This is a genomic window from Clostridium sp. CTA-5, assembly GCF_054768135.1.
This window is the reverse complement of sequence record NZ_BAAAAT010000012.1, coordinates 82,245-107,251: the sequence shown is the minus strand read 5'-3', so window position 1 is coordinate 107,251 and position 25,007 is coordinate 82,245. Positions and strand designations below refer to the sequence as shown.

Here is a 25,007-nt window from a genome sequence, read left to right as displayed (position 1 = left end):
TAGATTATATTATTGCTTAAAGATTAAGAAATAAAACCTAAAGAATAAAAAATAATCATATGCCGCACCATTATTCCTGCACTACGTTTGGAAAGGGTGCATGGCTAAAAAAAATCGACGCTCCACAGTCGCTTAGCGATTTTTTTATATATTATTTAATATTAAACATTATTATTATATTACAGTTAATAAATTTAAACTTAATTTTTTCACTTAACTCTTTAGCTCCTTAATCTCCTCAAATCTTATATACCCTTCTCATTTAGGAAATCCTTTAATAAATTAATACATACTCTTTTTCTATATTCTGCTGAAACTCTACCCCTTGTAGGAATAATTTTTTGTTTATATGCATTAATGAAATCTTCTTTTATCTTGCTTGCTTCTGGTAGTGTTTTACCTATCATCATTTTCTCTAATTCTTTAAACCTTAATACTGTACCTGATACTGCTCCAAAAGCAATTGCAATATCTTTTATTTTTTCTTCATCAATTTTTATTACTCCACCAAATGAAACACGAGATATAGCTAATGCATTTCTAGCTCCTACTTTTTTATAGTAATAATCTTCTAGTCCAATTTTAGGTAATAGAATTTCTATAATTAATTCATCTTTTTCTAAATCTAGCTCTTTTCTTCCCTTATAAAAATCCTCTATTTTAACTATTCTAGTTTTTGATGCAGATGCTAATACTAACTTTGCATCTGTAACATATTCAATTAATACAGAATCTGCCTTTGCTGAACCATTTCCTATATTACCCGCCATAGTTCCTGCATTTCTTATAGCAGGTGCAGCAATTTTTGAAACAGCTTGTTTCATAATTTCAGGAACAATATCAGATTCTAATACTTCAGTAAAAGTACATGAACCTCCTATTCTAATATACTCTTCATCTTCAACAATACATTTCATTTCAGGAACTTTATTTAAAAATAGATATTTAACATCTTTTTTTCCTTCAATCATTAAATCTGTTCCCCCACCATAAGGAACAACATCATAAGTAGAACGAATATCTAAAGCTTCTTTTAAAGATCCGGGCATAAAACCATTTACCATAACCCTTTTCCCTCCTCTGCTGAACTTTTAATTGCTTTTACAATAGCATTATATCCTGTACAACGACATAGATTTCCAGAAATCCCTTCCCTAATTTGTTCTAATGTAGGATTTGGATTCTTAGATAATATAGCTTCTGTTGCTAAGACCATTCCAGGAATACAATATCCACATTGTACTGCTGAAACATCTGCATAAGCTTTGTCAATTACTTTAAAACGCTCTGTTTCTCTAAAACCTTCTATAGTCGTAATTTCACTTCCTTCACATCGTCCCATGGCTACCATACAAGAATTAATTAGTTCACCATCCATAAGAATAGAACATGCTCCACATTCACCCTCTTTACAACCGCACTTTACACCTTTTAAGTGATAATAATCACGAAGCACATCTAATAATCTATCAGTAGCATTTCCATTATATACGACTTCTTTGCCGTTTAGTTTGAATGTTATCTTATTATTCATTTTACTTCTCCTCCATTAAAACTTTTATTGTATCCTCTGCTGTAAATGGTGCGTGATTAACTTTTGCTCCATGTCCAAGTGCCTGTTCAATAGCTTCAGCATAAGCCCCTGGTGCTCCAACTAAAGGTAACTCTCCTGCCCCCTTAGCTCCATAAGGTCCATAAGGATATTTTTCATCTACATACATATCTGCTTTAAGATTAGGTACATCAACTGCTGTTGGTATAATATAATCTGAGAAAGAATTGTTTCTGATACGACCCTTATCATCTGCTACCATATATTCTGTTGAAGCATATCCTATACCCTGTAAAAATCCACCTTCCATTTGACCAACAGCAATGTTATAGTCCATAGGTGTTCCTATATCAAAGCATCCATATGCTCCTAGTATCTTTGCAAGTCCTGTATAAGTATCAACTTCAACTTCTATTGCATTAACTGCCCAAGAATAAGTCGGATAAGCATCTCCTTGGAATTTATCAATATAAAATGGAATCATAAAATCTGGTTCCTTATAATGCTCTTCTATAATTTGATCTTCTCCTTCTATCCACTGATCACGAAGTTTTATAGCTGCACGACGTAAAAGTTCTCCAACAGTCATTAAACTACGAGAAGCAACTGTAGGACCTGAATCTGGCACTACATCAGTATCTGGATATTCATAAAATACCTTTTCTATAGGAAGATTTAGCTCTTTTGCTACTATTTTAGGAAAAGTTGTACGAAGTCCTTGTCCTATATCTGTATTTGAAGCAAGTATTTGAATTCTTCCATCAGGATATTTGTGCAATTTAGCTACTGCTTTAATAATGTCTCTTTCACCTGAGCCTGTAAAACCTGCTCCATGAAAATACATGGACATTCCTATACCCTTTCGATATCTTCCATTTTGATCTTTAGAATATTCTTTATGTTTTTTTCTAAAGTCGCAAGCTTTATCAACACGTTCAATCATATTTGGAATTGGTACTGGAAAATGATATTTACCAGAAGTTGATGTGCTATCTCCTTGTTTTACTAAATGCATTTCCTTAAATTCTAAAGAGTCTTTTCCTAAATCTTTTGCAATATGATTCATTATCATTTCCGCAGAGAAAAAAGTTTGTGGTGCTCCAAATCCTCTATATGCTCCACTAGGAGTTGTATTAGTTTTTACAGCTCTTCCACGTACTTTAAGATTTGGAATGTTATAAATTCCATTTGAGCATATTATTCCTCTTTGAAGAACAACAGCTGATAAAGTTGTATAAGCTCCTCCATTGAATTTTATATCTATATCCATAGCTGTAACTTTTCCATCCTTCACAGCTACTTTATAGGTATTTAACGAAGGATGTCTCTTTGATGTAAACTCTAAATCTTCTCTTCTATCAAAAATACATCGAACTTTTTTCCCAGCCTTTTTTGCAGCTACAGCAACTTGACAGGCTAAGATAGATGGAAATGCTTCTTTTCCTCCAAATCCTCCCCCTGTAGCATCTTGTGCTATTCTAACTTTATCTGGCCCAAGATTCATAGCTCGCATCACTGAACCTTTAACATAATATGGACATTGCATAGAACCATGTACGTAAACCTTTCCATTTTCTAGAACTTCAGCCATAAGTCCTTGAGTTTCTAAATATGTTTGATCTTGATAGCCTGTTTCAAATTCTTCTTCATATATTTTATCTGCTTCTGAAAATGCTTTTTCAACATCCCCTTTTCCAAAGCTATAATCAAAAAATACTGTATCAAAGTCTCTTATATTAATAATAGGTTTTAATTCTTCATAGATAACTTCAATTTCAGATAATATCTTATTCACAATTTCTTCATCTGGTCCACAAACCATACCTATAGGTTCCCCGATATATTCTACGGTATCTCTAGCATAAACAGGTGTATCATCCTTAACTATATTGACATTGTTATCACCTGGTACATCTGTTTTATCCACATAGCAATATCCATCTGGTAATTTAGGTACTTTTACATCAAGAATTTTTGCTTTTGCCTTTGTAGACCTTAGCATCTTACCCACTAAAATGTCATCGTTTTCATAGTCTCCTACATAAATAGCCTTTCCCGAAATTTTTGAATTATGGTCTCTTTTAACTACTGATTGACTAATCTTCTCCATATATACCTCTCCTTTGCCTTTTAATACCCTAACACCCTTGTCAATATATGTTAATTATATTGCAACAAAAAAATAGCATCAAATTCTTTTTCAAAAGAACTTGCTACTATTTCACAAAATGCTTATTTAAATTCTTCAAAAATATCATAAAAATGCTTAGAGGCATATTCTCTAATATCATCTTCATATCTTTGATATTTTTCCAAGAAGTTTTCTCCTTCTAAAGTTAAGTTTGTCTTTCCTCCTCTACTTCCTCCATGTCGTCTTTCCACAACATTATATCCTAGTGATTTCTCCATTCCATTTAACATATTCCAAGCCTTTCCATAAGAAAGTGCCATATGTTTACATGCTCTTTTTACCGAATGTGTTTCTTGAATCAAAAGCAACAACAACTTTGCTCTAGAATTAAAAAATAATGACTCTTTCTCAATACTAATACGTATAAAAGGATGCAATAATTTGTCATTGTAATATTGTAAAACTTCATCTAATTTTTCTATTTCATCCGCTTCCAAAATGATACCTTTATCTTCTACTTCTAAATATTCTTTTGTAATGCCTATGCTGTTAATAGCTCCGCGCATTCCCCTTTTTCCATTATATGAAACAAGCTTAGTAATTAAATCACTATTTATAAGTAATGGATGCCCCGCTCTTCCTTTGTAGGATGGAACTATTAATTGCTTATCTGTTTTTATAAGTTCACTCAAAGTATTTGAAGTATACATAGGAATTGTCGCTGATGTAAAAATAACCTGTTTACATTTATCTTTTAAAAAATTTAGTCCTATTTTAGCAGAATCAAATTTTTCAGTAGAATCATAATTATCATTCTTTAAAAATATAACTTCATAATCTGCTAAGTGCTGTTCAATCTCTAGTGACTGGTACCCTGTAATTACAACAATAGGAGATATTTTAGCTTGTTGAAATGTTAAAATAATGCGCTTTATAATCGAGATTGAACCTATTTGAAAAAGTGGAGATACTCCGCCATTATCATTTATTTTTCCTGCTGCCACAATGATTCCACCTGTATTATCCATCTTTCATCTTCCATCATCTCTTCTTTATATTTTATCTTTTCCAGTAGATAAAGTATCCTTCAATTAACCAACACCAAACCCACTTTATTTTTACTATTTTAACATAAAAAAGATACTTTTTTCAAATTTACCAATAATAATATTTTTATCATAAATATCTATTAATTAAAAAAAGACTAGCTTATCACTGCATATAAATAATATATTTTTATTAAATCTTAGTATTATTAATTCTAATTCAAAAAAATAATATGCTATAATTTTTAATATAATTATGTAGTCTATTTAAGATTTCACTGATGTACAAAAAGGATAGTAAATTAATTTTACTATCCTCTTTGTATTTATATATTTATTTTTATATCATTTTAACTTGCAACATATTAAAGTATATTTTTATATCATTTATACATTGATGACAAATTAAAATTTTGCCACCACACAATAAAACTTTATTGCATTATAAAGAAAACCTCTTTAAATTATTAAATACATTAAATAATGATTGTAACACCAGTATTATTGATCAATGACATAAATTCGGAATGTTAATAAAATTGAAACGAAATTATTTTGGAATTCTTGTCAAAATCGTACGATCAGTATTCCCTAAAAATAGTGGAATTTTTTCAACATAAACGTCACTAGTATCAAGCCCAAACCATTTTTCTGGTGAAACGGTAAATCTTTTTATAAATAATTTAGACCTAAGTATAAATGAATCCCAAAAACCTAGTCCTGATTCATATGAAAGTTCTTCTTGAGTTAAAATAAAACGAAAATCACCAACTTTTCGGTTAGGAATTGTAGTATAAGTTCTAGATTGAAGTTTTATTTCTCCGCTCTCAACTAATTCAGTTGAAATTTGACGCAAGAAAACATTTAATTTTTGTTCAACTCTGAAACCAAGTTTTAATCGAACTCTTACAATATTAGATGTTCCAAAAGTATCTACACTATACTCTGCTTGATAAGGTTCATCAGTAACAGAAATATGAACAAACCAGTAAACATCTGCTTTTTTAGGTCTTTTATCAAATATAGAGTACATTATCGATTTTTCAATTTGTTTAGGATCGTGAGTAGCAGTCAAACATACAAGGTTAGTTGTATATTTAGGACGATCAGGATCTTGGCATAATCTATTTAATTGATTTATATAATCTTCAATTTGAACATTATCTGTTAATTCCATTTTAATATTATAGCCTTTTATCCAAATATACATAATATATAATATTGCAAAAGCTATTAGGACAGCTATAAATCCTCCATGCATAAATTTAACAATATTTGCAATGAAGAAAGAAGATTCAAAAGTAGCAAAGAAAATAAGCATTATTAGAGCAACAATAAATGGAGTCTTTTGCTTTAATAAATAGTTAAATAACAGAATAGTTGTCATTAACATAGTAACTGTAATTGATAATCCGTAAGCTGCTTCCATATGTTCTGAATTTTTAAAGTAAAGAACAATTCCAATACAAACAATCCATAAAAATCTATTAACTGCTGGTATATAGAGTTGACCTTTAGAATAAGATGGATACATAGTATGTAATTTAGGAAATAAATTCAATTTAATTGCTTCAGATACAAGTGTAAAAGACCCTGAAATTAATGCCTGAGAAGCAATAATTGCAGCTAAAGTTGAAATTATTATACCAAATATCAAAAGACTATGTGGAATCATTTGAAAAAATGGGTTTAAGTCTTCCGAATTAACAAAGTTAGGATTGTTCTTGACTGCCAATATCCAAGCTCCTTGACCGAAATAATTTAATAATAAACATATTTTAACAAAGGGCCAACTGCCATAAATATTATTTTTACCAACGTGTCCAAGATCTGAATAAAGAGCTTCAGCACCTGTTGTTGATAAAAATATACTCCCAAGAATAAAAAATCCCAATTTATTTTCACCACTAAAAAGAATACTAATTCCATAGTGTGGAGATAATGCACGTAATAATGTCCAATCATGAGAGATATTAATAATTCCAAAGAATGCTAAACTACCAAACCAAATAAGCATAATTGGACCAAACATTTTCCCAATTAAATCAGTTCCAAAATGTTGAATAAAAAAGAGAGCACTTATAATTGCTATTACAATTGTAATAATACTATTTTGATGACTACCAAAAACAGTATTAAATTGTGGAATTAACTTTAACCCTTCAATTGCTGAAGTTACAGTTACAGCTGGTGTCAACATTCCATCAGCTAAAAGTGCAGATCCACCAATCATAGCAGGAATAATAAGCCACTTTGCACGATTACGAACTAAGGTAAAAAGAGAAAAAATACCACCTTCACCTTTATTGTCTGCTTTTAAAGTTATAAGAACATATTTTATTGTTGTTAAAATAGTAATTGTCCAAAAAACCAAAGATAAAGTTCCAAGAATAAAATTCTCTGATACATTTTCTAGACCACCATTACCATTCAGGACTGATTTCATAACATAAAGTGGTGAAGTTCCTATATCTCCATAAACTACACCTAATGTTACTAAAATCCCACCTAAGGTCAATTTAGAAATATTATTTTGTTTCATGTTTAATCTTCCTTTTCTGCATTTAAAATAGTAATATATAAGTTCTAATTGCACTTATATGTTTGAATTAATTTTCTTAAGTTACTCTTTAAACTTATCCTACATTGCAAGTGTGTATTATTAATTCAACATATCTAGTATTTGTCTATTGTTGAAATAATATTTATCATAGCACGCTAAAAAAATAAGTCAATCTATTTTTTTCACATTAATAAAATCAAATTATACATTAATTGGTATTAGTATAAATTTAAGGATAATACAAGTCGAACTAAGTAAAATAATGTTAATTAAAGAAGTATACATAATATCAATAATCATAAGAGATATACATGATAATAAAAAGATATGATCATAGATTTATTATATAATTCAGGAATGCTGGTAAAAAATCTATACAGCTAATATAATATTGTAAAATTAACTATGAATTTTTAGTTGATAAGAAAAAGTAAATAAAATATTTAAGCAAATTATTAAACAAATATATGATAAAAATAAAGATAGATATGGTTGATCAAAGATTCATTACTTAGATAAGCAAACAAAGTTGTATTTTAAGTAAAAAGAAGCTTATATAGTGATATTTACATGGAATCTGAAAGGAATGAAAAAATGCAAGCATTGCTACCAAATTATAATTTATAGTAGCAAATGCTTAAACATCTTAATATGAATAGAGACAGTAGATAATTTTGTTTTTTACACAAAATTATCTACTGTCCTGTTTCTTCTGCTGCTTTTACAATTAAATCTTCATCAATTAGTTAGATCTTATATCTTATTCTGCCAATGACTGAAACAATTCTTTCATTGCAGGATAAATCTTACGGAATTTCTTATACCGTTCATCATATTTTTTTACTAATATTGGTTCAGGTTTTACAGTATCAACTATCTTTACCAGTTTATCTGTGGCTTCTTCTACTGAAGAAAATTCACCACATCCAACTGCTGCAAGAATAGCACCCCCATAACCGGGACCTTCCTCACTTTTGACCACATCAACTGTTAAATTAAGCACATTTGCAATTATCTTTTTCCATAGTGGACTTTTTGCTCCACCACCACAAATTTTTGTACTTTCAATTTTAATCCCAAGACTTCTTGCCACTTCCAATGAATCTCGTAACCCAAATGCAACACCTTCTAATACTGCTTGTGTCATTTCCTCTCTATTAGTATCCATTGTCATTCCAACAAAAGTTGCCCTTGCATTTGAATCATTATGTGGTGAACGCTCTCCCATCAGATACGGCAAATAAAATACCTTATTTTCACCAAGTTTTAAAATCCTTTTCTGTTCTTCTTCATATTCCTTAGTATTAAGAATTTCATCCATCCACCATTTATTACAAGAAGCAGCACTCAGCATACATCCCATTAAATGATAATACCCATCAGCATTAACAAATGAATGTAGTGCATTATTATTATCCACACTAAAAGTTTTACTAGAAATAAAAATTGTTCCTGAAGTTCCTAATGAAACATTACACATGCCATCACCTACTGTTCCAGTTCCAACAGCAGCTGCTGCATTATCTCCAGCTCCTGCAATAATTTTTACATTTGATGAAAGCCCCAACTTTTCTGCAATATTATGTTTTAATTGTCCCACAACCTCATAGCTCTCATATAACTTAGGCAACTGATTTTCTGTCACACCACATATTTTCATCATTTCTTTTGACCAACATTTATTCTTCACATCAAGCAATAACATTCCAGAAGCATCTGAATAATCTGTACAATGAACACCACTTAGGCAATATGCTAGATAATCTTTTGGAAGCATAATTTTTGATATTCGTTCAAAATTTTCTGGCTCATGTTTCTTCATCCAAAGAATTTTTGGAGCAGTAAATCCTGCAAATGCAATATTTGCTGTATATTCAGAAAGTTTCTCCTTTCCTATAACTTTATTTAAATATTTTGTCTCACTTTGACTTCTTCCGTCATTCCATAAAATTGCGGGACAAATCACCTTATCATGCACATCTAAAACAACTAAACCATGCATTTGTCCTCCAAAGCTGATACCAGCAATTTCTTCCTTTTTACAATCCAAAATTAACTCTCTAATTCCTGCCAAAGTCTGTACATACCAATCCTCTGGATTCTGCTCTGACCAACCTGTATGTGGGAAATACAACGGATATTTCTTAGAAACAACATTATGTATTTTCCCTGTTTCATCCATTAATAATAATTTTACAGCTGATGTACCAAGATCAACTCCAATATATAACATATAATACCTCCAAAAATAAGAAACCAGGGATTTAGAATATAATTTCACTAAATTATTCTTAACCGATTTCCGTCTTTCTCTATAAAATTTCACTCCAAATCTTAATTTAGCAAGCACATTTACTAATTAATGTAAACTTTATATGTCTTTAATTTATATTATAATTCTATTTATAATCACAAATTAATTTACTTTTAGTTTACCGTAATCCTTTTCAAGAATTACCTCTGAAATTACCTCTGAAATCACCTCTGAAATTACCTCTGAAATTACCTCTGAAATTACCTCTGAAATTACCTCTGAAATTACCTCTGAAATTCTCATAAAGTCATTCCAAAGATGTTCTTAAAAAAATAAAATATTACTCCTACTCTCCTTCAGAAATACAAATAACTGCCTTTACAATATCCGATTTGTTATTTACACTATAATCCATTGCTTTTTTTGCTTCATCCAATGTGAATATATTTGTCACAATTCCTTTTAAATTTACTTTTCCAGCTGCAATTGCGTCAATTGCCATTGGATAAATATGACGATAACGGAATACAGTTTTAAATGTCAGTTCCTTATCCAATGCCAGACTCATTGGCAATGTCATTTCTCCTGTCTTACTATAACCTACAAGTACAATAGTCGCATCTTTCTTGGTCATGTGTATAGTCTGTATTGTTGTAGTCTGTGTTCCTGCTGTTTCAATTGCCAGATCACAACCTTTTCCATTAGTAAGTTTCATGATTTCTTCAACAGTATCCTTTTTACTTCCATTAATAATAGCATCGGCTCCTAATTCTAATGCTTTTTGAAGACGTTTTTCCATGATATCCACAACATATACCTTTGAAACTCCCATTGCCTTTAATGCCATCATTGTAACTAAACCTATACATCCAGCTCCCATAACTACCGCTATCTGTCCTGCTTTAGCATTTCCCTGCATAGCAGCATGGAATCCTACTGCCAAAGGTTCTATCAATGCACCTTCCATTGTGCTTACATTATCAGGTAACTTAAAACAAAGACTAGCATCATGAGCAACATATTCTTGAAAAACACCATCTATTGGTGGAGTAGCAAAGAATTCCACGTCTGGACAAAGATTATATCGTCCTGTTTTACAGAATTCACAATGTCCACATGTTTTTCCTGGTTCCAACGCTACCCTATCTCCAACCTTTAAATCCTTTACATTTTTTCCAATCTCTATCACAGTTCCACCTGGCTCATGTCCAAGAACAAATGGTGGTTTAACCACATAATCACCAATAGCACCAGTTTCATAATAATGCAAGTCACTTCCACAAATACCTACATATTCAAGTTTTACTAGAACCTCATTATCTTTTGCTTTAGGAATTTCACGTTCCTCAAATTTCATCTGACCAATTCCAGTCATAACTGCAACTTTCATTTTTCCTTCCATAACATTTCCCCCTGTTCTACTTTTTAAATCACTTTTTAAAACACTTTTATTATGTGTTTATATTTTATTATATACACACATATTTGTCAATATATAGAATTATAGAGGATTTTTTTATTATCCCACCTGACATACAGACACTTAATAAACTATTAAAATTTATTCTGAAAAATAAAAACTCAACTTTACAATATAACTTATTCTTAGTGAAAAGAAATTCTATACTTGGTCTAGACATAAAAAAAAGAGTTCTCTGTTACGAGACCCCTCTTTGAGCACATTTTAACATTATACCTGTTTAATAAATGCTTCTATTACTTTCAACGCAGCCCCAAAAGCTGCTGCACCAACTTTGTAATTACACGTTCTTACAAACATACCATCTTCTGAAAATGTATTTCTTTGTAACACTTTCTGTCTTATGTCATTAATATGATTTTCTAAATAACTTCCTACGTATCCTCCAAGAATAATATCACAATCTAAAACCATATGAATATTATTAATAGCTACTGATAGATAGGTGGTATACTTATCCCATATCTTAAGAATTCCTTTTTCTTCTCGTTCCAACGCTGTAAAGAAAAGTGACAATTTACCATCTGTAACATCAGATAGATTTTTTGCTGAGCAATATACATCTAAACAACCTAATTTTCCACAATAGCATGGTACTCCATCTGGAATAACCGTCATATGTCCAACCTCTCCACATCGGAAATTTTCCCCTTGGATTAGTTCATCACAATTAAAAATAGCGCCCCCTACTGTGTTGCTTAATGATAAATAAAAAAATCTTTTTTGAAATTCCTTATTAATCCCTTCAGCATATGCTCCTGCGTTAGCATCATTAAGAAAACAGCATGGATAAGAAAAGAATTGGCTTACTTCTGTGAATGATAATGCTTGTAACCCTAACATATGTGAATATGAAACAATCTCTTTCTCTAAGTTTACAATCCCAGGAAAAGAAATTCCAATTCCAAGAATTGTTTCCCTATCTCTAAGATTCTTCCCTAAAAACTCCTCTATCTTTTTGTCTATCTCACAATAATAGAGTTTTTCATTACTATATTGATAATCGAAACGTTCATATTTCAAAATTTCCCCTTTAAGATTTGTCAACAACAACCCAAAATGATTTTTTGTAATATCCAACCCAACTGCTAATCTAGAATCAGAAATAACAGAAAATGCTTTTGCTCTTCTTCCTCCAGTAGACTGAAACTCTCCTATTTCTTCAATCAAGCCACGCTCCATTAACTCTTTAGTATTCTGTGCTACTGTAGGCAAACTCATCTTAAGTTCATAAGCAATTTCAGAATTCGAAGTCTTATCACATTTACAAAGATATCGGAAGATACGATTTCTATTATTCTTTTTTACTTCCATATTATTAACTTGTTTTTTAATCATCACACACCTCTATACTTTATAAAAGTAGTTTCTTTAGTATAGCATTTCTGTCTTTAAAGTGCAATTTATATTAACTAATGTTCTTTTTTCCATATCATTTGAATTTTAAAGACTAAATAAACAATTTAAGAATTTTTTCCTGTAGTAATTTTCATCTCAATCTTGGCTATTCTTTTACACTTTAGACAAATCTATAGATGATCTTAGAATTTAGAATTTTTTAGAAAGATATTTTTTTACACTATTTATATCCTTGTTGTTTCCTGAATTATTTATTTCATTATCCAGATTAGTGTCAATAGCAAATGTTCCACCAAATTTTTGTAGGAAAACTGTAGCTATCTCTCCCCCATCACTACTTTCAACAATAACAATGACGTCTTTCAATGAGTCATTGTTAACATCCTCAAACGAAACAGCTTTAATATCCATTCCATATGGAAGAGTATTATCAAAGTAATAAAGAATATTTTCTTCATTATCAACTAAATAAAATTCAATAGGTATATGACTACCACCTATAAGTTTTCCTGATACAAATTTTACATTCCCCCATGAATTCAAACTCACTTTAAAAGATTGAGAATTAATAATGCTAAATCCTTTTACGTCATTAATAGTATATGGTTTATACTGAAAAGATCCCTCCTTAGGTCTTTCATCAGTATCTTGCAATTTGTCCGTAAGATTAATTGATACTTCAATTGCTTTATTTGATTTAAAAACTAATTTTATATTTCCTTTATTTCCGACATTATCACTAAACTGACATTCCGCTGTATCCTTATTAATTGTTCCATTAAACTGTCCAATTTCAAAACTTCCAGGTATAGTTATTGAATTTGAAGCAAATCTTCCTGTTATTTTTCCATCTGCAATTTTAGAAATACAGAAAGAAGCATTATTAGTACCATTTTTATCAACCCATGTTTTACTAACATATTGGCTATAATCAATTGAATCATTTGACTTATTTGTGTCTAAAGATTTTGAAGTGTTATTATCCTCTACATTCGATGATGACTGTTCACTTGATTTTCTTACATTACTTTGAGTTGCATTCCCACTACATCCACTCAAAAGAAGAAAAACTGTAATTACTGCTGAAAGAAATTTCTTATTCATTTTTACCTCCAAATTATTATATTTATATATACAGCATAAATATAATAGTGTAATTTTTTTACTCTCTAATTTTTACTTAAAACCTCTTAAAACTTCTTAAAGCCGTTTACCCTTGTATTTTTCTGTTGCGACTTAAATTGGCTTCCATCTATATTATTTTTCGATCCCACTTTATATACAAAGGTAATTTAGGTTGGGTCTTTGTTTCTATCTTCATCATAACCACCTACGATAACTTTTTCAACAATACTTTCAAAAACATAACGGTCAAATTCGGATAAGACTCCATTCTGCTCCAAAGTCTGTGTGTATTCATATTTATAACCAGAACATTCTATTTGTGAGTATAAACTATTTTTTAATGAGTAACAGAAATTAGGATATGAATGATAATAAAAAACGGACATGCCGATACCTCCTCGATATCGTCATGTCCTAAAAAATGTATGACTTTAATACATCCAATTAAATTTCCAATTTTAAAAAAGGGAAATAGCACTTTTAAATCAAGTCATATCATCCCGAAGCGCATCAATAATATTTTCTTTTTTTATCTTGCTAATGGCATACAGCATTGTAATGAACACGATAAAGAGCACACTAAACACACTGATTGCTATACTTCCCCACGGGAATACAAAATCGAAATTGTCTATCTTTTCTATGGTCACCAACCCTTTATAAATGATCCATGAAGAGATTGTGGCTATTGGAACCCCAACTAGCAACGTCCTCATGCCATAAAATGCACACTCAAAATTCATCATCTTTTGGAAATCACGTTCAGACATCCCAACAGAGCGGAGCATGGCAAGCTCCCGCCTGCGCAGTTTGATATTCGTGGAAATGGTGTTAAATACATTAGCAACTGCAATTAGCGAAATCATAATAACAAAAATATAGGTAAACACATCAATAACAAATGTCATACTGCGGTATTGTTCAACTGTTGCGTACACATTGTATAGTGTATACCCAGACGTAATTCCTGTGTCCTGAATAATTGTTTCCATTTTAGCCACAGATTGCGAAGGATTCTTTGATAGAAAGCTCATGCCTATACCTGCATGGGTATCAGGGGTTTCAAACTTATCTTTGAGAGAATAAGGGGCCACCACCATAAAAATGTATGAATTCTTTTTGGAAGATTGCTTTGAGAGCGGATCCACCGGATACGTATCGACAAACGTAATGTTTATGCTTTGCCCCTGTTCCATCTTCGGCTTGTCATTTATTTGAGGAGCCATACTAAAATTCATAGAACGACTTGCAAACATATCAAACACTTCGTTTGCCCCGTCTTTCTTGTCAATCCGCTGTTTGGCAACGGCAATCATTTTTGCGTCTTTACCAGTATATTCTTCTTCAGATAAACCCAATTTTTTGATAAAACACAGATATTCGCTGTCCTCAATAAACTGGATGTCCATTGGCAGATTAATTGTTTCGTCTGGTGCATTATAACCAGAATATTCCTGATAACGGTCTGAAAAATCACTTGCCTTAACTGGGCATGAATACGTGAAAATCGCCTGGTAGGAACTTTGGTAAATCCCATCTGCGGTTTTTAGTTTGTCATAAAGCGGAAATATTTCTCTGTCATCCATGTCTTGAGCGGTAAAAACGATATCATAGTCAAAGTCCATTATAGATTGTTCAGCAAGCCGTTTCAGAGTTGTTCCAAAAGCATTTCCTGATACAAACAGTACAATGCTTAATACAAGGGATAGCACAATGCTTCGATAGCGTTTTTTGTTTCTCTTAAAATTCTTTAGTGCAAGAGTTCCCTCCAAACCGTAAATACGCTGTGTGAGTTTTGACGTTTTCACAGCTTTTGATTCAATTTTGACCTCATTGGTCTGGCGAATATTTTCCATCACTGGAATCTTTGCTGCTTTCCTGGCCGGTATATAGGCTGAAATCAAAATGGTAATCAAACTGATCACAGCTGCGGCAACAATCGCAGGTATAGACACCGACAAAGTTAAAGGCACGGTGCTTGTGATAATGTTACTGAATTTCTCTGAAACAATAGGAATTATAAGCCCGATACTGCCTATACCGACTATAACTCCAATAGGTATGCCAATTGCACCAATGCAAAGTCCCTCAAACATCACTGAATTTCGCAGTTGCTTTGCTGTAGCTCCAATAGACGAAAGAATCCCAAACTGCCGTGTGCGTTCATTCAAAGATATGTTGAATGAGTTATAAATCAGAAAAATTGAGCCTATCATTATTATGGCAACCAAAATTCCTCCAACTGTGTACAGAAACGCATTGAACACTTTATTGTCTGAAACACCCATGAAGCGCAACACATTATCGTTAAAGATATAGGTATAGCTTCCAGCTGTGTTGCTTGCGTAAACCTGAACTCTGCTCGGTTTTTTAAGCGTGACAAATATGCTGAAGCTGTCAATGTGATCTTGAGTATCTGCTTTTGTTATCAAGGTATATCCTGGTGCGGAATGTTCCTCAAAACTGGGTCTTTCACAGATACCTACAACTGTGTAGGTTCTCTCGACTTTTGGCATAAAAGTTTCTTTAGCCGTCTCAGTCTCTCCACTGGAAATATAAGGGTCGTGTTGACCAAGATTTTTGTTTCCGTCCATTCGGCTTCCAACAGCAAGTGAAAGTGTGTCTCCTACCTTGAATCTAACGCCGCCTTTGCCTGCGACGTGGGATGGGACAAGAATCTCATTGCTATTTTCTGGCATTCTGCCTGAAATCAAAGTTATAGGTAAGGTATCAAAGGATTTCTCGTTAAATCCAGCAATAAAAAGATAAGGCTTTTCAGGGCTTTTCAGGCCGTCAAGCGTTGAATATCCGATATTTTCAAATGCTGCGGTGTTTGAAACTTCATTGTCGTGGGATCGCTCCTGCACAAAAGAGGAATCAACATCCAAAAACTCAACGTGCCAACCGCCGTATTTAACAATAGAACCGTTTACCAGAAAATTTAACAAAGAAGAACCTAAGGTAGCGACTGCTGTGATCATTGCGGCGGACAAGATAACTCCGATCACCGTTACAATTGTTCTGCTGCGGCTTTTTTTCATTCCTTGCAAGGCAACTTTGTTAAAAATGTTCATGAACATCTCACCTGCCTCTCATCACGCACTACTTTTCCATCTGCGATGCAGATAATACGGTCTGCCTGCAGGGCGATGTTTTCGTCATGTGTAACGATGATAAGAGTTTGGTGATATTTGTTATGACTTTCTTTCAGTAGTTGGATAATCTCATTTCCATTGCGGCTATCCAAACTACCAGTAGGTTCATCAGCGAGCATGACTGCTGGTGCATTCATCAATGCGCGACCTATTGCAACACGTTGCTGCTGGCCACCCGAAAGCTGATTGGGCAAATGTGTTCTTCGTTCTTTTAATCCAAGCAGCTCCAACAGGTCATTCAGTCTCTCCTTGTTGACCTTTCGCTTGTCCATCAATATAGGCAAAGTGATGTTTTCTACAACATTCAGAGTAGGAATGAGGTTGTGAAACTGGTAAATCAATCCTACCTGGCGTCTACGAAAAATAGCAAGTTTTTCATTACTCTGGGCATATACATCCTGACCCTCTAAGTATATCTTTCCACTCGTCGGCACGTCCACACCAGCTATGGCGTGCAACAGAGTTGATTTGCCAGAGCCAGATGAACCGATAATTGCGGTAAATTCACCCTTTTCGATTGTAAGTGAAACATGGTCAAGGGCAGTAACTTGGTTTTCACCCTTGCCGTAGACCTTACATAGATTTTCAATTTTTAAAAATTCCATTATGTAAGTCTCCTTTCTTATTGTTTATCTATATAATATAACCTTCAACTTACATCTGTGTGACTTTCAGGTGAGAGATTCGTCACTTTGGGAAACGAATGGAAAATATCGCACCACCATGCGGATGATTCTTTGCGGTAATCGTCCCGCCCTGTCGTGTTATAATCATCTTACAAAGAGCCAATCCAATCCCGTATCCTGTAGCATTTGAGACTTTCCCTCGATAAAATCTATCAAACAAGAAATGCAAATCTTCTTTTTCAAAACCCGCACCAGTGTCGTGGATGGCAATCTCAGTAAACAATGAATTGTCCGTGCACACAATCTCAATCTTCCCATTCTCTCCTACGCTTTCCATGCAATTTTTGAGAATGTTTTGAATTGCTTCCGAAAACCAAGCAAAATCGCCCTGAATAATTATCCTTTTTGGAACATCTATTTGCACAACAATATCGTGCAGCTCCATTCGGATTAAAAACGGACGAAGCGCGGCACTTATCAAGTTTTTTACATCTATCTGATCACTTTGGAACACCACAATGCCCGCATCCAGGCGAGATAATTTCAACAGTGAAGTAAGCAGCCAATCCATCTGCACAAACAATTCCTTTGTTTCCCGTATTAATGCTTTTCGTTCATTTTCGTCAGAGTTATTCTCTAACAATGACAGAATAAGGTTTACTGATGTAAGAGGAGTGCGAAGTTGATGAGCTATGTCAGCCAGCGAATCGGCAAGATGTTCTTTTTCTTTTTTCAGTGCGTCGTTTTGCTCCCGAATACGCATTGTCATTTTTGTTATCTCGCTTTGCAAAATAGAAAGTTCGCCCTCGTCTGATTCAGCAATATACAGATGGTCAGCGTTATGAAGCACAAGATCGATTTGATCTGAAATCTGTGCAATGCTTTTATATCTGGCTTTGGTAAAAGCAAAAAATACTGTTCCAAATGTAGTGGCAGAAACAATAGCAAGGATTCCAGCCTCCGTATTGATTTTAAATCCCAGCGTTACAGTGGTAGCAGCTATTAAAAAAAACAAAATGGCAAGATTTCGAAACTCTCTATTCCGAAGCATACCCGTCCCCCAATCTATATCCTGTCCCACGAACGGTTATAATGATTTGCGGGTTTGCTGGGTCATTCTCTATCTTCTCCCGCAAGCGTTTGATGTATACGGTCAATGTATTGTCATTGACAAACTCGCCCGCTGCGTCCCACAATTCGTCAAGCAGCCTGACCCTCGTGATAATACTTTTAGGGTTACTAATAAACACCAACAACAAACGATATTCTAAGGCTGAAAGAAAAACCTCGCTGCCGTCCTTTTTCACGACTCCACTTGCCATATTAACATGAAGCCCGCAAATTTCAAAAGCCGATGGAGAACGTCCGCTTTTTCGCAGGGCAGTTCTGATTCGTGCTATCAGTTCACGCGGACGAAAAGGCTTAGTGATATAGTCGTCTGCTCCAATGTTCAGCCCAGTAACAACACTTGATTCATCGCCGGAAGCTGTCAAAAAGATGACGGGGATATCTTGCTTTTCTTTGATTTCCGTACAAACTGTAAAGCCATTTCCATCAGGCAAAGAAATATCAATCAACGCCAAGTCAAATTTATTCCCAGCAAGCGTGGCAATGGCTTCACTACGCGTAGGGGCGTGAGTGACTATGAATCCCTCCGAGCGAAGCAGAAGCACAAGGTTTCTGGCAATTGCTTTATCGTCTTCAACTAAAAATATCCGTTTCATTTATTTTCACCATCCTTTACTTTACTAATCTTGTATCGTCCGTCAGCCGTTTTTTCAGCATCAATGGGAACAAGCCATGTATTTCCCATTTTTTTAGCTCCATTAATACCTCCAGCAGAGCAATGGTACATTACCATTCTGTCTGTGATTCCCCAATTTTTCGCTGCTTCTTTTGTCGTTATATAATCCGCGCATAACACCTCTATAATTTTATTATATTTCTTTCAATGGAAATATACAAACTGAGATATAAAAGACAGTATAAATTTATATTTTACACTTTCTATAAATACATATGATTTATAGATATTTAATTTATAAACAAACATTTTTTACCATAATTATTGTTTTTACAATTATTATGGTAATATGTATATTAATACAAAATAAAAAGGAGAACTCATTATGTTGGAAATTCAAAGTGACCCACATGGTGTTAGAGAACTATTGATAGATTTAGTTGAAAATTATAAATTTGAATTAAGTTTTTTAAGTAGGATTATAGGTGTTGATATAAATTCCTTAGAAAAGCTCTATACTGGTCAAACTGATTTGCTAGAATTAGCTTTACCTATTGAACAAATGTCTAAACTTACGAATACTATCTCAATGTTATCTACAGGCATATCAATGGTAGATGATAACGATAGAGTACAGGGAGTAATTAAATATCTAACAATTCAAGGACTTAATCTTAATTTAGAAACCATTGCTATTTACGCTGGAATTTCTATTGAAGATTTAGAAAGTTTCATGAAAGATACTAATTCAATTTCATATGAAAAAAGATATAAACTAGCGACCAAAAGTCTATTTCTACATTTTTTATTTAAGGAAGTATCTCAAGGTAAATAGCTTTTTATAACATAATAAATTATATGTTAACACCTAAAATTTAACTATAATCTTTGTGGCTACTGATAAAGTTTCAGTAGCTTATTTATTTGCTACATTCATAAAATGTACATATATTATCTGTATATCATTTATATACAATCTATACATAGCAATAAGCTATATAACGCAAGTTACCTTATGAATACAATACCAATAAATCAAGCTATTATGCCTTTAGCTCCAACTTAGAACATATAAGTCACTAGTGGTATATGCTCCATATCATCATCATATCAACTCTTAATTCTAGCCGCATTTTCTTGGAGAAATGGCTTTGTTGCCAACTTTTTTCTTAATCTTCAAGGCTTATTTGAATTGTATTAGATCCACTGCTAAATATTTCTTTCTTATCTCTCCAATCTTCCGGTTTTCTATTCTTTAACCAAAAGATCATTGATGTTGTATCTGCTGCCATTTCTTTAATTAGTTCTTTTGTTACTTCCTTATATTTATAGTCTAACGCCCTTTTTAAGAGTGCATTTTCTATCTCAAGATCAATTATTTTACTTCTTTCCCTCTCTTTAGGGCGTCTGAAAACTCTATATGTTCATTCTTGTATTTATAAATGGAAATAACCATTCCTAGGTTGACATTTATACTCTATTTCCTTCTTGTAATTTCAATTATTATAAGCAATTAACCCCCTTGAGTTTTCAAGGGGGTTAACTATATTATAATTAAAACAATCATTTTTTCAGCACTATTTTCCAAAATTAGGTCAACTTAAGAACTTACTGTTTCCTAACTCTGTTTTACGAAACATATATAATTTTTTCATTTGCTAAACCCAATAATTTCAACACATTAGCTATGTTTCCTTTGTAGCTTAACTACCGTCTCCACATGACTAGTTTGTGGAAACATATCTACAGGCTGTACTTCTACTGTTTTATAACCTTGTTGTTCCAAGATCTTCAAATCTCTAGCTAATGTACTTGGATCACATGATACATAAACTACTCTCTCAGGTTTTACTCTTCCTATTGATTGTAGTAATTTTATATCGCATCCTTTTCTAGGTGGGTCAACAACTATAACATCTGCCTTGATATTTTTATCTATAAGTTCAGGGATGATTTCTTCTGACTTACCCACAAAAAATTCTGCATTATCTACATTATTAAGTTTTGCATTTTCTCTTGCATTAATAATTGCTGGTTCTATTATTTCAACACCGTATACTTTTTTAGCTTTCTGAGATAAAAATAAAGTTATTGTTCCTGTTCCACAGTAAGCATCAAAAACAGTTTCACTTCCTGTTAAGTTTGCATATTCCAATGCCTTATTATAAAGTACTTCTGTTTGAATAGGATTAACTTGAAAAAATGATAATGGAGATATATTAAATTTAAAGTCTCCTATGTAATCTTGAATAGTATCTTCACCATATAATGTTATACACTTTTGTCCTAAAATCACATTTGTATTATTAGGATTTACATTTATTACTATACTTTTAATTCCAACAATATTTTCTAATATTATATTTTTAAACTCATCTAAATTAGGAATATTTGAAGTAGTAGCAACAAGTACCACCATTACTTCCCCTGTTTTAAATCCTCTTCTTATCATTAAATGTTTTAAAATTCCGTTAGAATTAAATTCACCATCAATTGTTGAAGGTTCAATGTTATTTCTCTTAATCCATTCTTTAGTAAGCTTTGCTACTTCATCTGCAACTTTATCTTGAATTAAACAATAATCTAAATCTATTATGTTATGGCTTCTTGGAGCATAAAATCCTAATACAATTTCTCCGTTTACTTTACCTATAGGAAGTTGAACTTTGTTTCTATACCTATATGGGTTAGATTCCATACCTATTGGATAATTCACTAATTCCTCTGATAAACCTCCAATTTTTGATATACAGTCCTTTACTCTCTCCCATTTAAACTCCAATTGTTTTTTATAATTCATATGTTGGATTGAGCATCCCCCACATCTCTTATAATTTGAACATTTAGGTTCAGCTCTCTCTTCAGACACATTTATTATTTCTTCAATTTTTCCATAAGCATAACTTTTTTTAACCTTTATAATTTTAGTTTTAACAGTTTCACCTTTTAAAGCACCTTGAATAAATATAGGATAACCATCTATTTTAGCTACGCCTTCACCTTCATATCCTTGTGATAATATATCTAAAACATATTCTTTATTCTTTTCTATCAACTTAAAATCCACCTTTTTTAATTATAACTTCTATAAATTATATCATAAATTTATTATGACAACATCAAGTGATTCTTATATTTAGACACATTTAAAACCTAAAATATTATCTTCATTATATATAATCTTAGGTGATTTTAACTATTAGAATTACATAAGTTCCAATAAAGTTTGTTCATTAATATAAATCTTAGAATGTTTATAAATAACATAATGCACCAATATAGTGAGGAACTTATATAGAAAATTTATAATATATATGTTTCTAACTATATATTGTTAATTAAAGATATAATTTTATATAAAAATTATACAAAAGGTTATAAATGTAATAACTTAATTAGAATATATATATTAAATATAGAAACTATTAAATTTTATTATTTTACAAAAGTTTTACATTTAGCTTTAAATGCTTCATTTGAATCTAAAGAAATTGAAATATTTCTTGCATGACAACTTCCATATAGATTATAAGAACAATTTGTTGCATGGCAATTAATTTCCGGATTCGTTCTTACTTCCTCCATCGAATAAAATGCCTGAGTTAAGCCACCTAAATAATTCATATTTCCCATTGATTCTGCCTGATTTTCTCCTGTATTTTGTAGATAATTTGCACAATAAGTTTGAGAAGTAGCTTGAGCTTCTTGACTTTCGATTAGAATATATCCTGCTTTACACATACCAGATTGATTATGTACACAATCCATAGCACTACAATTTAAGTTAGTCATAATTATCACCCTTTTCTATATTTTTCTTGAATATATTACTTATTCTGTTCAATATAGAAAAAAATTATACTTTAATAACAAAAGTGCTTGCACAACGTTTTAATTAATAATTTACATTTAAAAATAAAGAATTTTCATTATCATTTTATAAAAACTTCAAAATTAAGATTTATAAGATTTTACATTTAAAAGCCTCTATAATTTATTAATAATAAAAAAATCCATTTTGCAGACTATGAATTTTACTATACTATTAAGATTATTCACATATTGTCCAATAATATAATTTCCTAAAAAATAAAAAAAAGCACCCATTTGGGTGCAAATACAGAATCAGTTGCCAATTAATTCCTTATGTTAATTATTGTCCATTACAATAAATAATATACATTCTATCTTAACATAAGATATTTATTTTGTGAATTATTTATAAATAATTTATAAATTTAATTATTAACTTTATAATAACATGACATTTTTACATTATATTAAATAATTTCAATAAAATTTGTTTATTAAGATAAACTTTAATTTTTTTACAAATAGTATAACTTACCATTACAGTAAGGAACTTATATAGAAAGTTTATTATATATATTCTTTCAACTAGATATTGTTAATTAAAGTTATAATGTTCTATAAAAATTGTATTAAAGATTATAAATGCATTAACTTAATTAAAACATATATATAAAAAAACTCTCGATTAAAATCGAGAGTTTTTGTTAAGTACTATATTATTCGCCTACTACGCTTACTTTTAATAAGTTAGTTGTTCCAACTTTATCAACTGGAACTCCAGCAGCGATAACTACTGTATCACCATTTTCAACGTATTTATGTTCTTTAGCTATTTCAACTGATTTTACCATCATTTCATCTGTTGATGTCATTTTTTCAGCTACTATTGGGTATACTCCCCATGAGAATGCTAATTGTTTAGCTACTACTTCGCTTGGAGTAACAGCTATAATTGGACATTCTGGTCTGCATTGAGAAATTCTCTTAGCAGTTGCACCACTTTGAGTTGATGATATTATAGCAGCTGCATCTAATTCATTAGCTGCATTACAAGCTGCTCTTGAAATAACTCCTGACATTGCAGGTATGTGAGATTTTGCAGTTGAAACTGCTACTTTGTGAGTTAATTGCTTTTCAGTTTCTTCAGCAATTTTAGCCATAGTGCTTACAGCTTCTACTGGGTAAGTTCCGTTAGCACTTTCTCCTGATAACATTATTGCATCAGTACCATCTAAGATTGCATTAGCTACGTCTGAAACTTCTGCTCTAGTTGGTCTTGGGTTTCTTATCATTGAGTCTAACATTTGAGTTGCTGTAACAACTGGCTTTCCAGCAGCATTACATTTTTGAATAATCATTTTTTGAACTGCAGGTACTTGTTCTATTGGAATTTCAACACCTAGGTCTCCTCTAGCTACCATTATAGCATCTGAGATTTCTAAGATTGAATCGATGTTATCAACACCTTCTTGGTTTTCAATTTTAGGGCAGATTAAGATATTTTCTCCACCATTTTCATCAAGAACTTTTCTTATAGCTTTTACGTCTGCTGCTTTTCTTACGAATGAAGCTGCTATCATAGTAACACCCATTTTACATCCAAATACTAAGTCTGCTGTATCTTTTTCAGTTAAAGCTGGTAATTGAATTGCAACTCCTGGTACGTTAACTCCTTTATGAGTTCCAACTAATCCAGTGTTTTGAACTTCACATTTAACTGCGTTTCCTTCGATTGATTTAACAGTTAATCCTACTAAACCATCATCTATTAAGATTGTGTTTCCTGGCTTAACATCATTAGCTAATCCTTCGTAAGTAACTGCACATTTTGTAGTGTCTCCAACTACTGACATGTCTCCTGCATATACTGTAAATTCTGAACCTTTAACTAATTCAACTTTGTTTGGTTCGAATTTTCCTGTTCTGATTTCTGGTCCCTTTGTATCAAGAATAATAGCGATTTCTTTGTTAAGTTTCTTTGATAATTCTTTAACTTTTTCTATTCTTCCTCTATGTTCTTCGTGATCTCCATGTGAAAAATTATGTCTTGAAGCATTCATTCCTGCTAACATTACTTTTTCTAATATCTCTTTGTCTTCACTTGCTGGTCCAATAGTACAGATCATTTTAGTCTTTCTCATGCACTTAACACTCCTCTT

The 25,007-nt window shown here is 32.0% G+C and carries 21 protein-coding genes; 1 reads left to right on the top strand and 20 read right to left on the bottom strand.

Annotated features, from left to right (window positions below; all coding sequences use genetic code 11):
• Positions 1-245: 245 nt before the first annotated feature.
• The 16 genes from ACYUET_RS16960 to ACYUET_RS16885 form a co-directional block, all read right to left on the bottom strand.
• Positions 246-1,064 carry an FAD binding domain-containing protein gene (locus ACYUET_RS16960; protein WP_460281597.1) on the bottom strand — a complete coding sequence of 273 codons (819 nt, stop codon included), beginning with the start codon at positions 1,062-1,064 and terminating at the stop codon, positions 246-248.
• Complete coding sequence (locus ACYUET_RS16955; protein ID WP_460281596.1) at positions 1,058-1,534, bottom strand: (2Fe-2S)-binding protein; 477 nt, start codon at positions 1,532-1,534, stop codon at positions 1,058-1,060. The genes ACYUET_RS16960 and ACYUET_RS16955 overlap by 7 nt, the downstream gene beginning before the upstream one ends.
• A gap of 1 nt (position 1,535) precedes the next feature.
• Entirely contained in the window at positions 1,536-3,662 is a 2,127-nt protein-coding gene (locus tag ACYUET_RS16950; protein WP_460281594.1) for a xanthine dehydrogenase family protein molybdopterin-binding subunit, read from the bottom strand.
• Positions 3,663-3,784: 122 nt separating this feature from the next.
• Positions 3,785-4,711, bottom strand: a complete 927-nt coding sequence (locus tag ACYUET_RS16945) for an NTP transferase domain-containing protein (protein ID WP_460281593.1) — start codon at positions 4,709-4,711, stop codon at positions 3,785-3,787.
• A gap of 568 nt (positions 4,712-5,279) precedes the next feature.
• On the bottom strand, positions 5,280-7,271 hold the full coding sequence (locus ACYUET_RS16940) for a KUP/HAK/KT family potassium transporter (protein WP_460281591.1): 1,992 nt from the start codon (positions 7,269-7,271) through the stop codon (positions 5,280-5,282).
• A gap of 781 nt (positions 7,272-8,052) precedes the next feature.
• Complete coding sequence (xylB, locus tag ACYUET_RS16935; RefSeq protein ID WP_460281589.1) at positions 8,053-9,525, bottom strand: xylulokinase; 1,473 nt, start codon at positions 9,523-9,525, stop codon at positions 8,053-8,055.
• Between the two features lie 183 nt (positions 9,526-9,708).
• On the bottom strand, positions 9,709-9,849 hold the full coding sequence (locus ACYUET_RS16930) for a hypothetical protein (RefSeq protein WP_460281587.1): 141 nt from the start codon (positions 9,847-9,849) through the stop codon (positions 9,709-9,711).
• Between the two features lie 43 nt (positions 9,850-9,892).
• Positions 9,893-10,948, bottom strand: coding sequence for an NAD(P)-dependent alcohol dehydrogenase (locus ACYUET_RS16925; RefSeq protein ID WP_460281585.1), 1,056 nt, complete (start codon positions 10,946-10,948; stop codon positions 9,893-9,895).
• A 288-nt stretch (positions 10,949-11,236) separates the two neighbouring features.
• Complete coding sequence (locus ACYUET_RS16920; protein WP_460281583.1) at positions 11,237-12,364, bottom strand: ROK family transcriptional regulator; 1,128 nt, start codon at positions 12,362-12,364, stop codon at positions 11,237-11,239.
• Between the two features lie 210 nt (positions 12,365-12,574).
• Complete coding sequence (locus ACYUET_RS16915) at positions 12,575-13,489, bottom strand: hypothetical protein (protein WP_460281581.1); 915 nt, start codon at positions 13,487-13,489, stop codon at positions 12,575-12,577.
• A gap of 188 nt (positions 13,490-13,677) precedes the next feature.
• Positions 13,678-13,896 (bottom strand): hypothetical protein, encoded by a 219-nt coding sequence (locus ACYUET_RS16910; protein ID WP_460281579.1) that lies wholly within the window; start codon positions 13,894-13,896, stop codon positions 13,678-13,680.
• Between the two features lie 99 nt (positions 13,897-13,995).
• The gene (locus ACYUET_RS16905; RefSeq protein ID WP_460281577.1) at positions 13,996-16,584 is read right to left on the bottom strand and encodes an ABC transporter permease; all 2,589 of its coding nucleotides are present in this window, start codon (positions 16,582-16,584) and stop codon (positions 13,996-13,998) included.
• Complete coding sequence (locus ACYUET_RS16900; RefSeq protein WP_460281575.1) at positions 16,581-17,270, bottom strand: ABC transporter ATP-binding protein; 690 nt, start codon at positions 17,268-17,270, stop codon at positions 16,581-16,583. Before ACYUET_RS16900 ends, ACYUET_RS16905 begins: the two co-directional genes overlap by 4 nt.
• 82 nt (positions 17,271-17,352) lie before the next feature.
• Positions 17,353-18,342, bottom strand: coding sequence for a sensor histidine kinase (locus tag ACYUET_RS16895; protein ID WP_460281573.1), 990 nt, complete (start codon positions 18,340-18,342; stop codon positions 17,353-17,355).
• On the bottom strand, positions 18,329-19,015 hold the full coding sequence (locus ACYUET_RS16890; RefSeq protein ID WP_460281571.1) for a response regulator transcription factor: 687 nt from the start codon (positions 19,013-19,015) through the stop codon (positions 18,329-18,331). Before ACYUET_RS16890 ends, ACYUET_RS16895 begins: the two co-directional genes overlap by 14 nt.
• Positions 19,012-19,215, bottom strand: a complete 204-nt coding sequence (locus ACYUET_RS16885) for a helix-turn-helix domain-containing protein (RefSeq protein ID WP_460281569.1) — start codon at positions 19,213-19,215, stop codon at positions 19,012-19,014. Before ACYUET_RS16885 ends, ACYUET_RS16890 begins: the two co-directional genes overlap by 4 nt.
• A 205-nt stretch (positions 19,216-19,420) precedes the next feature.
• On the opposite strand from ACYUET_RS16885, the gene ACYUET_RS16880 reads away from it, so the two are divergent.
• Entirely contained in the window at positions 19,421-19,870 is a 450-nt protein-coding gene (locus tag ACYUET_RS16880) for an HTH domain-containing protein (protein WP_460281567.1), read from the top strand.
• 334 nt (positions 19,871-20,204) lie between these two features.
• On the opposite strand, the gene ACYUET_RS16875 is transcribed toward ACYUET_RS16880, so the two are convergent.
• From ACYUET_RS16875 to pyk, 4 genes are all read right to left on the bottom strand, one after another.
• Positions 20,205-20,327, bottom strand: a complete 123-nt coding sequence (locus tag ACYUET_RS16875; RefSeq protein WP_460281565.1) for a hypothetical protein — start codon at positions 20,325-20,327, stop codon at positions 20,205-20,207.
• 389 nt (positions 20,328-20,716) lie between these two features.
• A complete protein-coding gene (rlmD, locus tag ACYUET_RS16870) occupies positions 20,717-22,090 on the bottom strand; it encodes a 23S rRNA (uracil(1939)-C(5))-methyltransferase RlmD (RefSeq protein ID WP_460281563.1) in 1,374 nt (457 codons plus the stop codon).
• A gap of 380 nt (positions 22,091-22,470) precedes the next feature.
• Complete coding sequence (locus ACYUET_RS16865) at positions 22,471-22,827, bottom strand: DUF1540 domain-containing protein (protein WP_460281561.1); 357 nt, start codon at positions 22,825-22,827, stop codon at positions 22,471-22,473.
• A 737-nt stretch (positions 22,828-23,564) separates the two neighbouring features.
• A complete protein-coding gene (pyk, locus tag ACYUET_RS16860) occupies positions 23,565-24,989 on the bottom strand; it encodes a pyruvate kinase (RefSeq protein WP_460281559.1) in 1,425 nt (474 codons plus the stop codon).
• Positions 24,990-25,007: the final 18 nt, after the last annotated feature.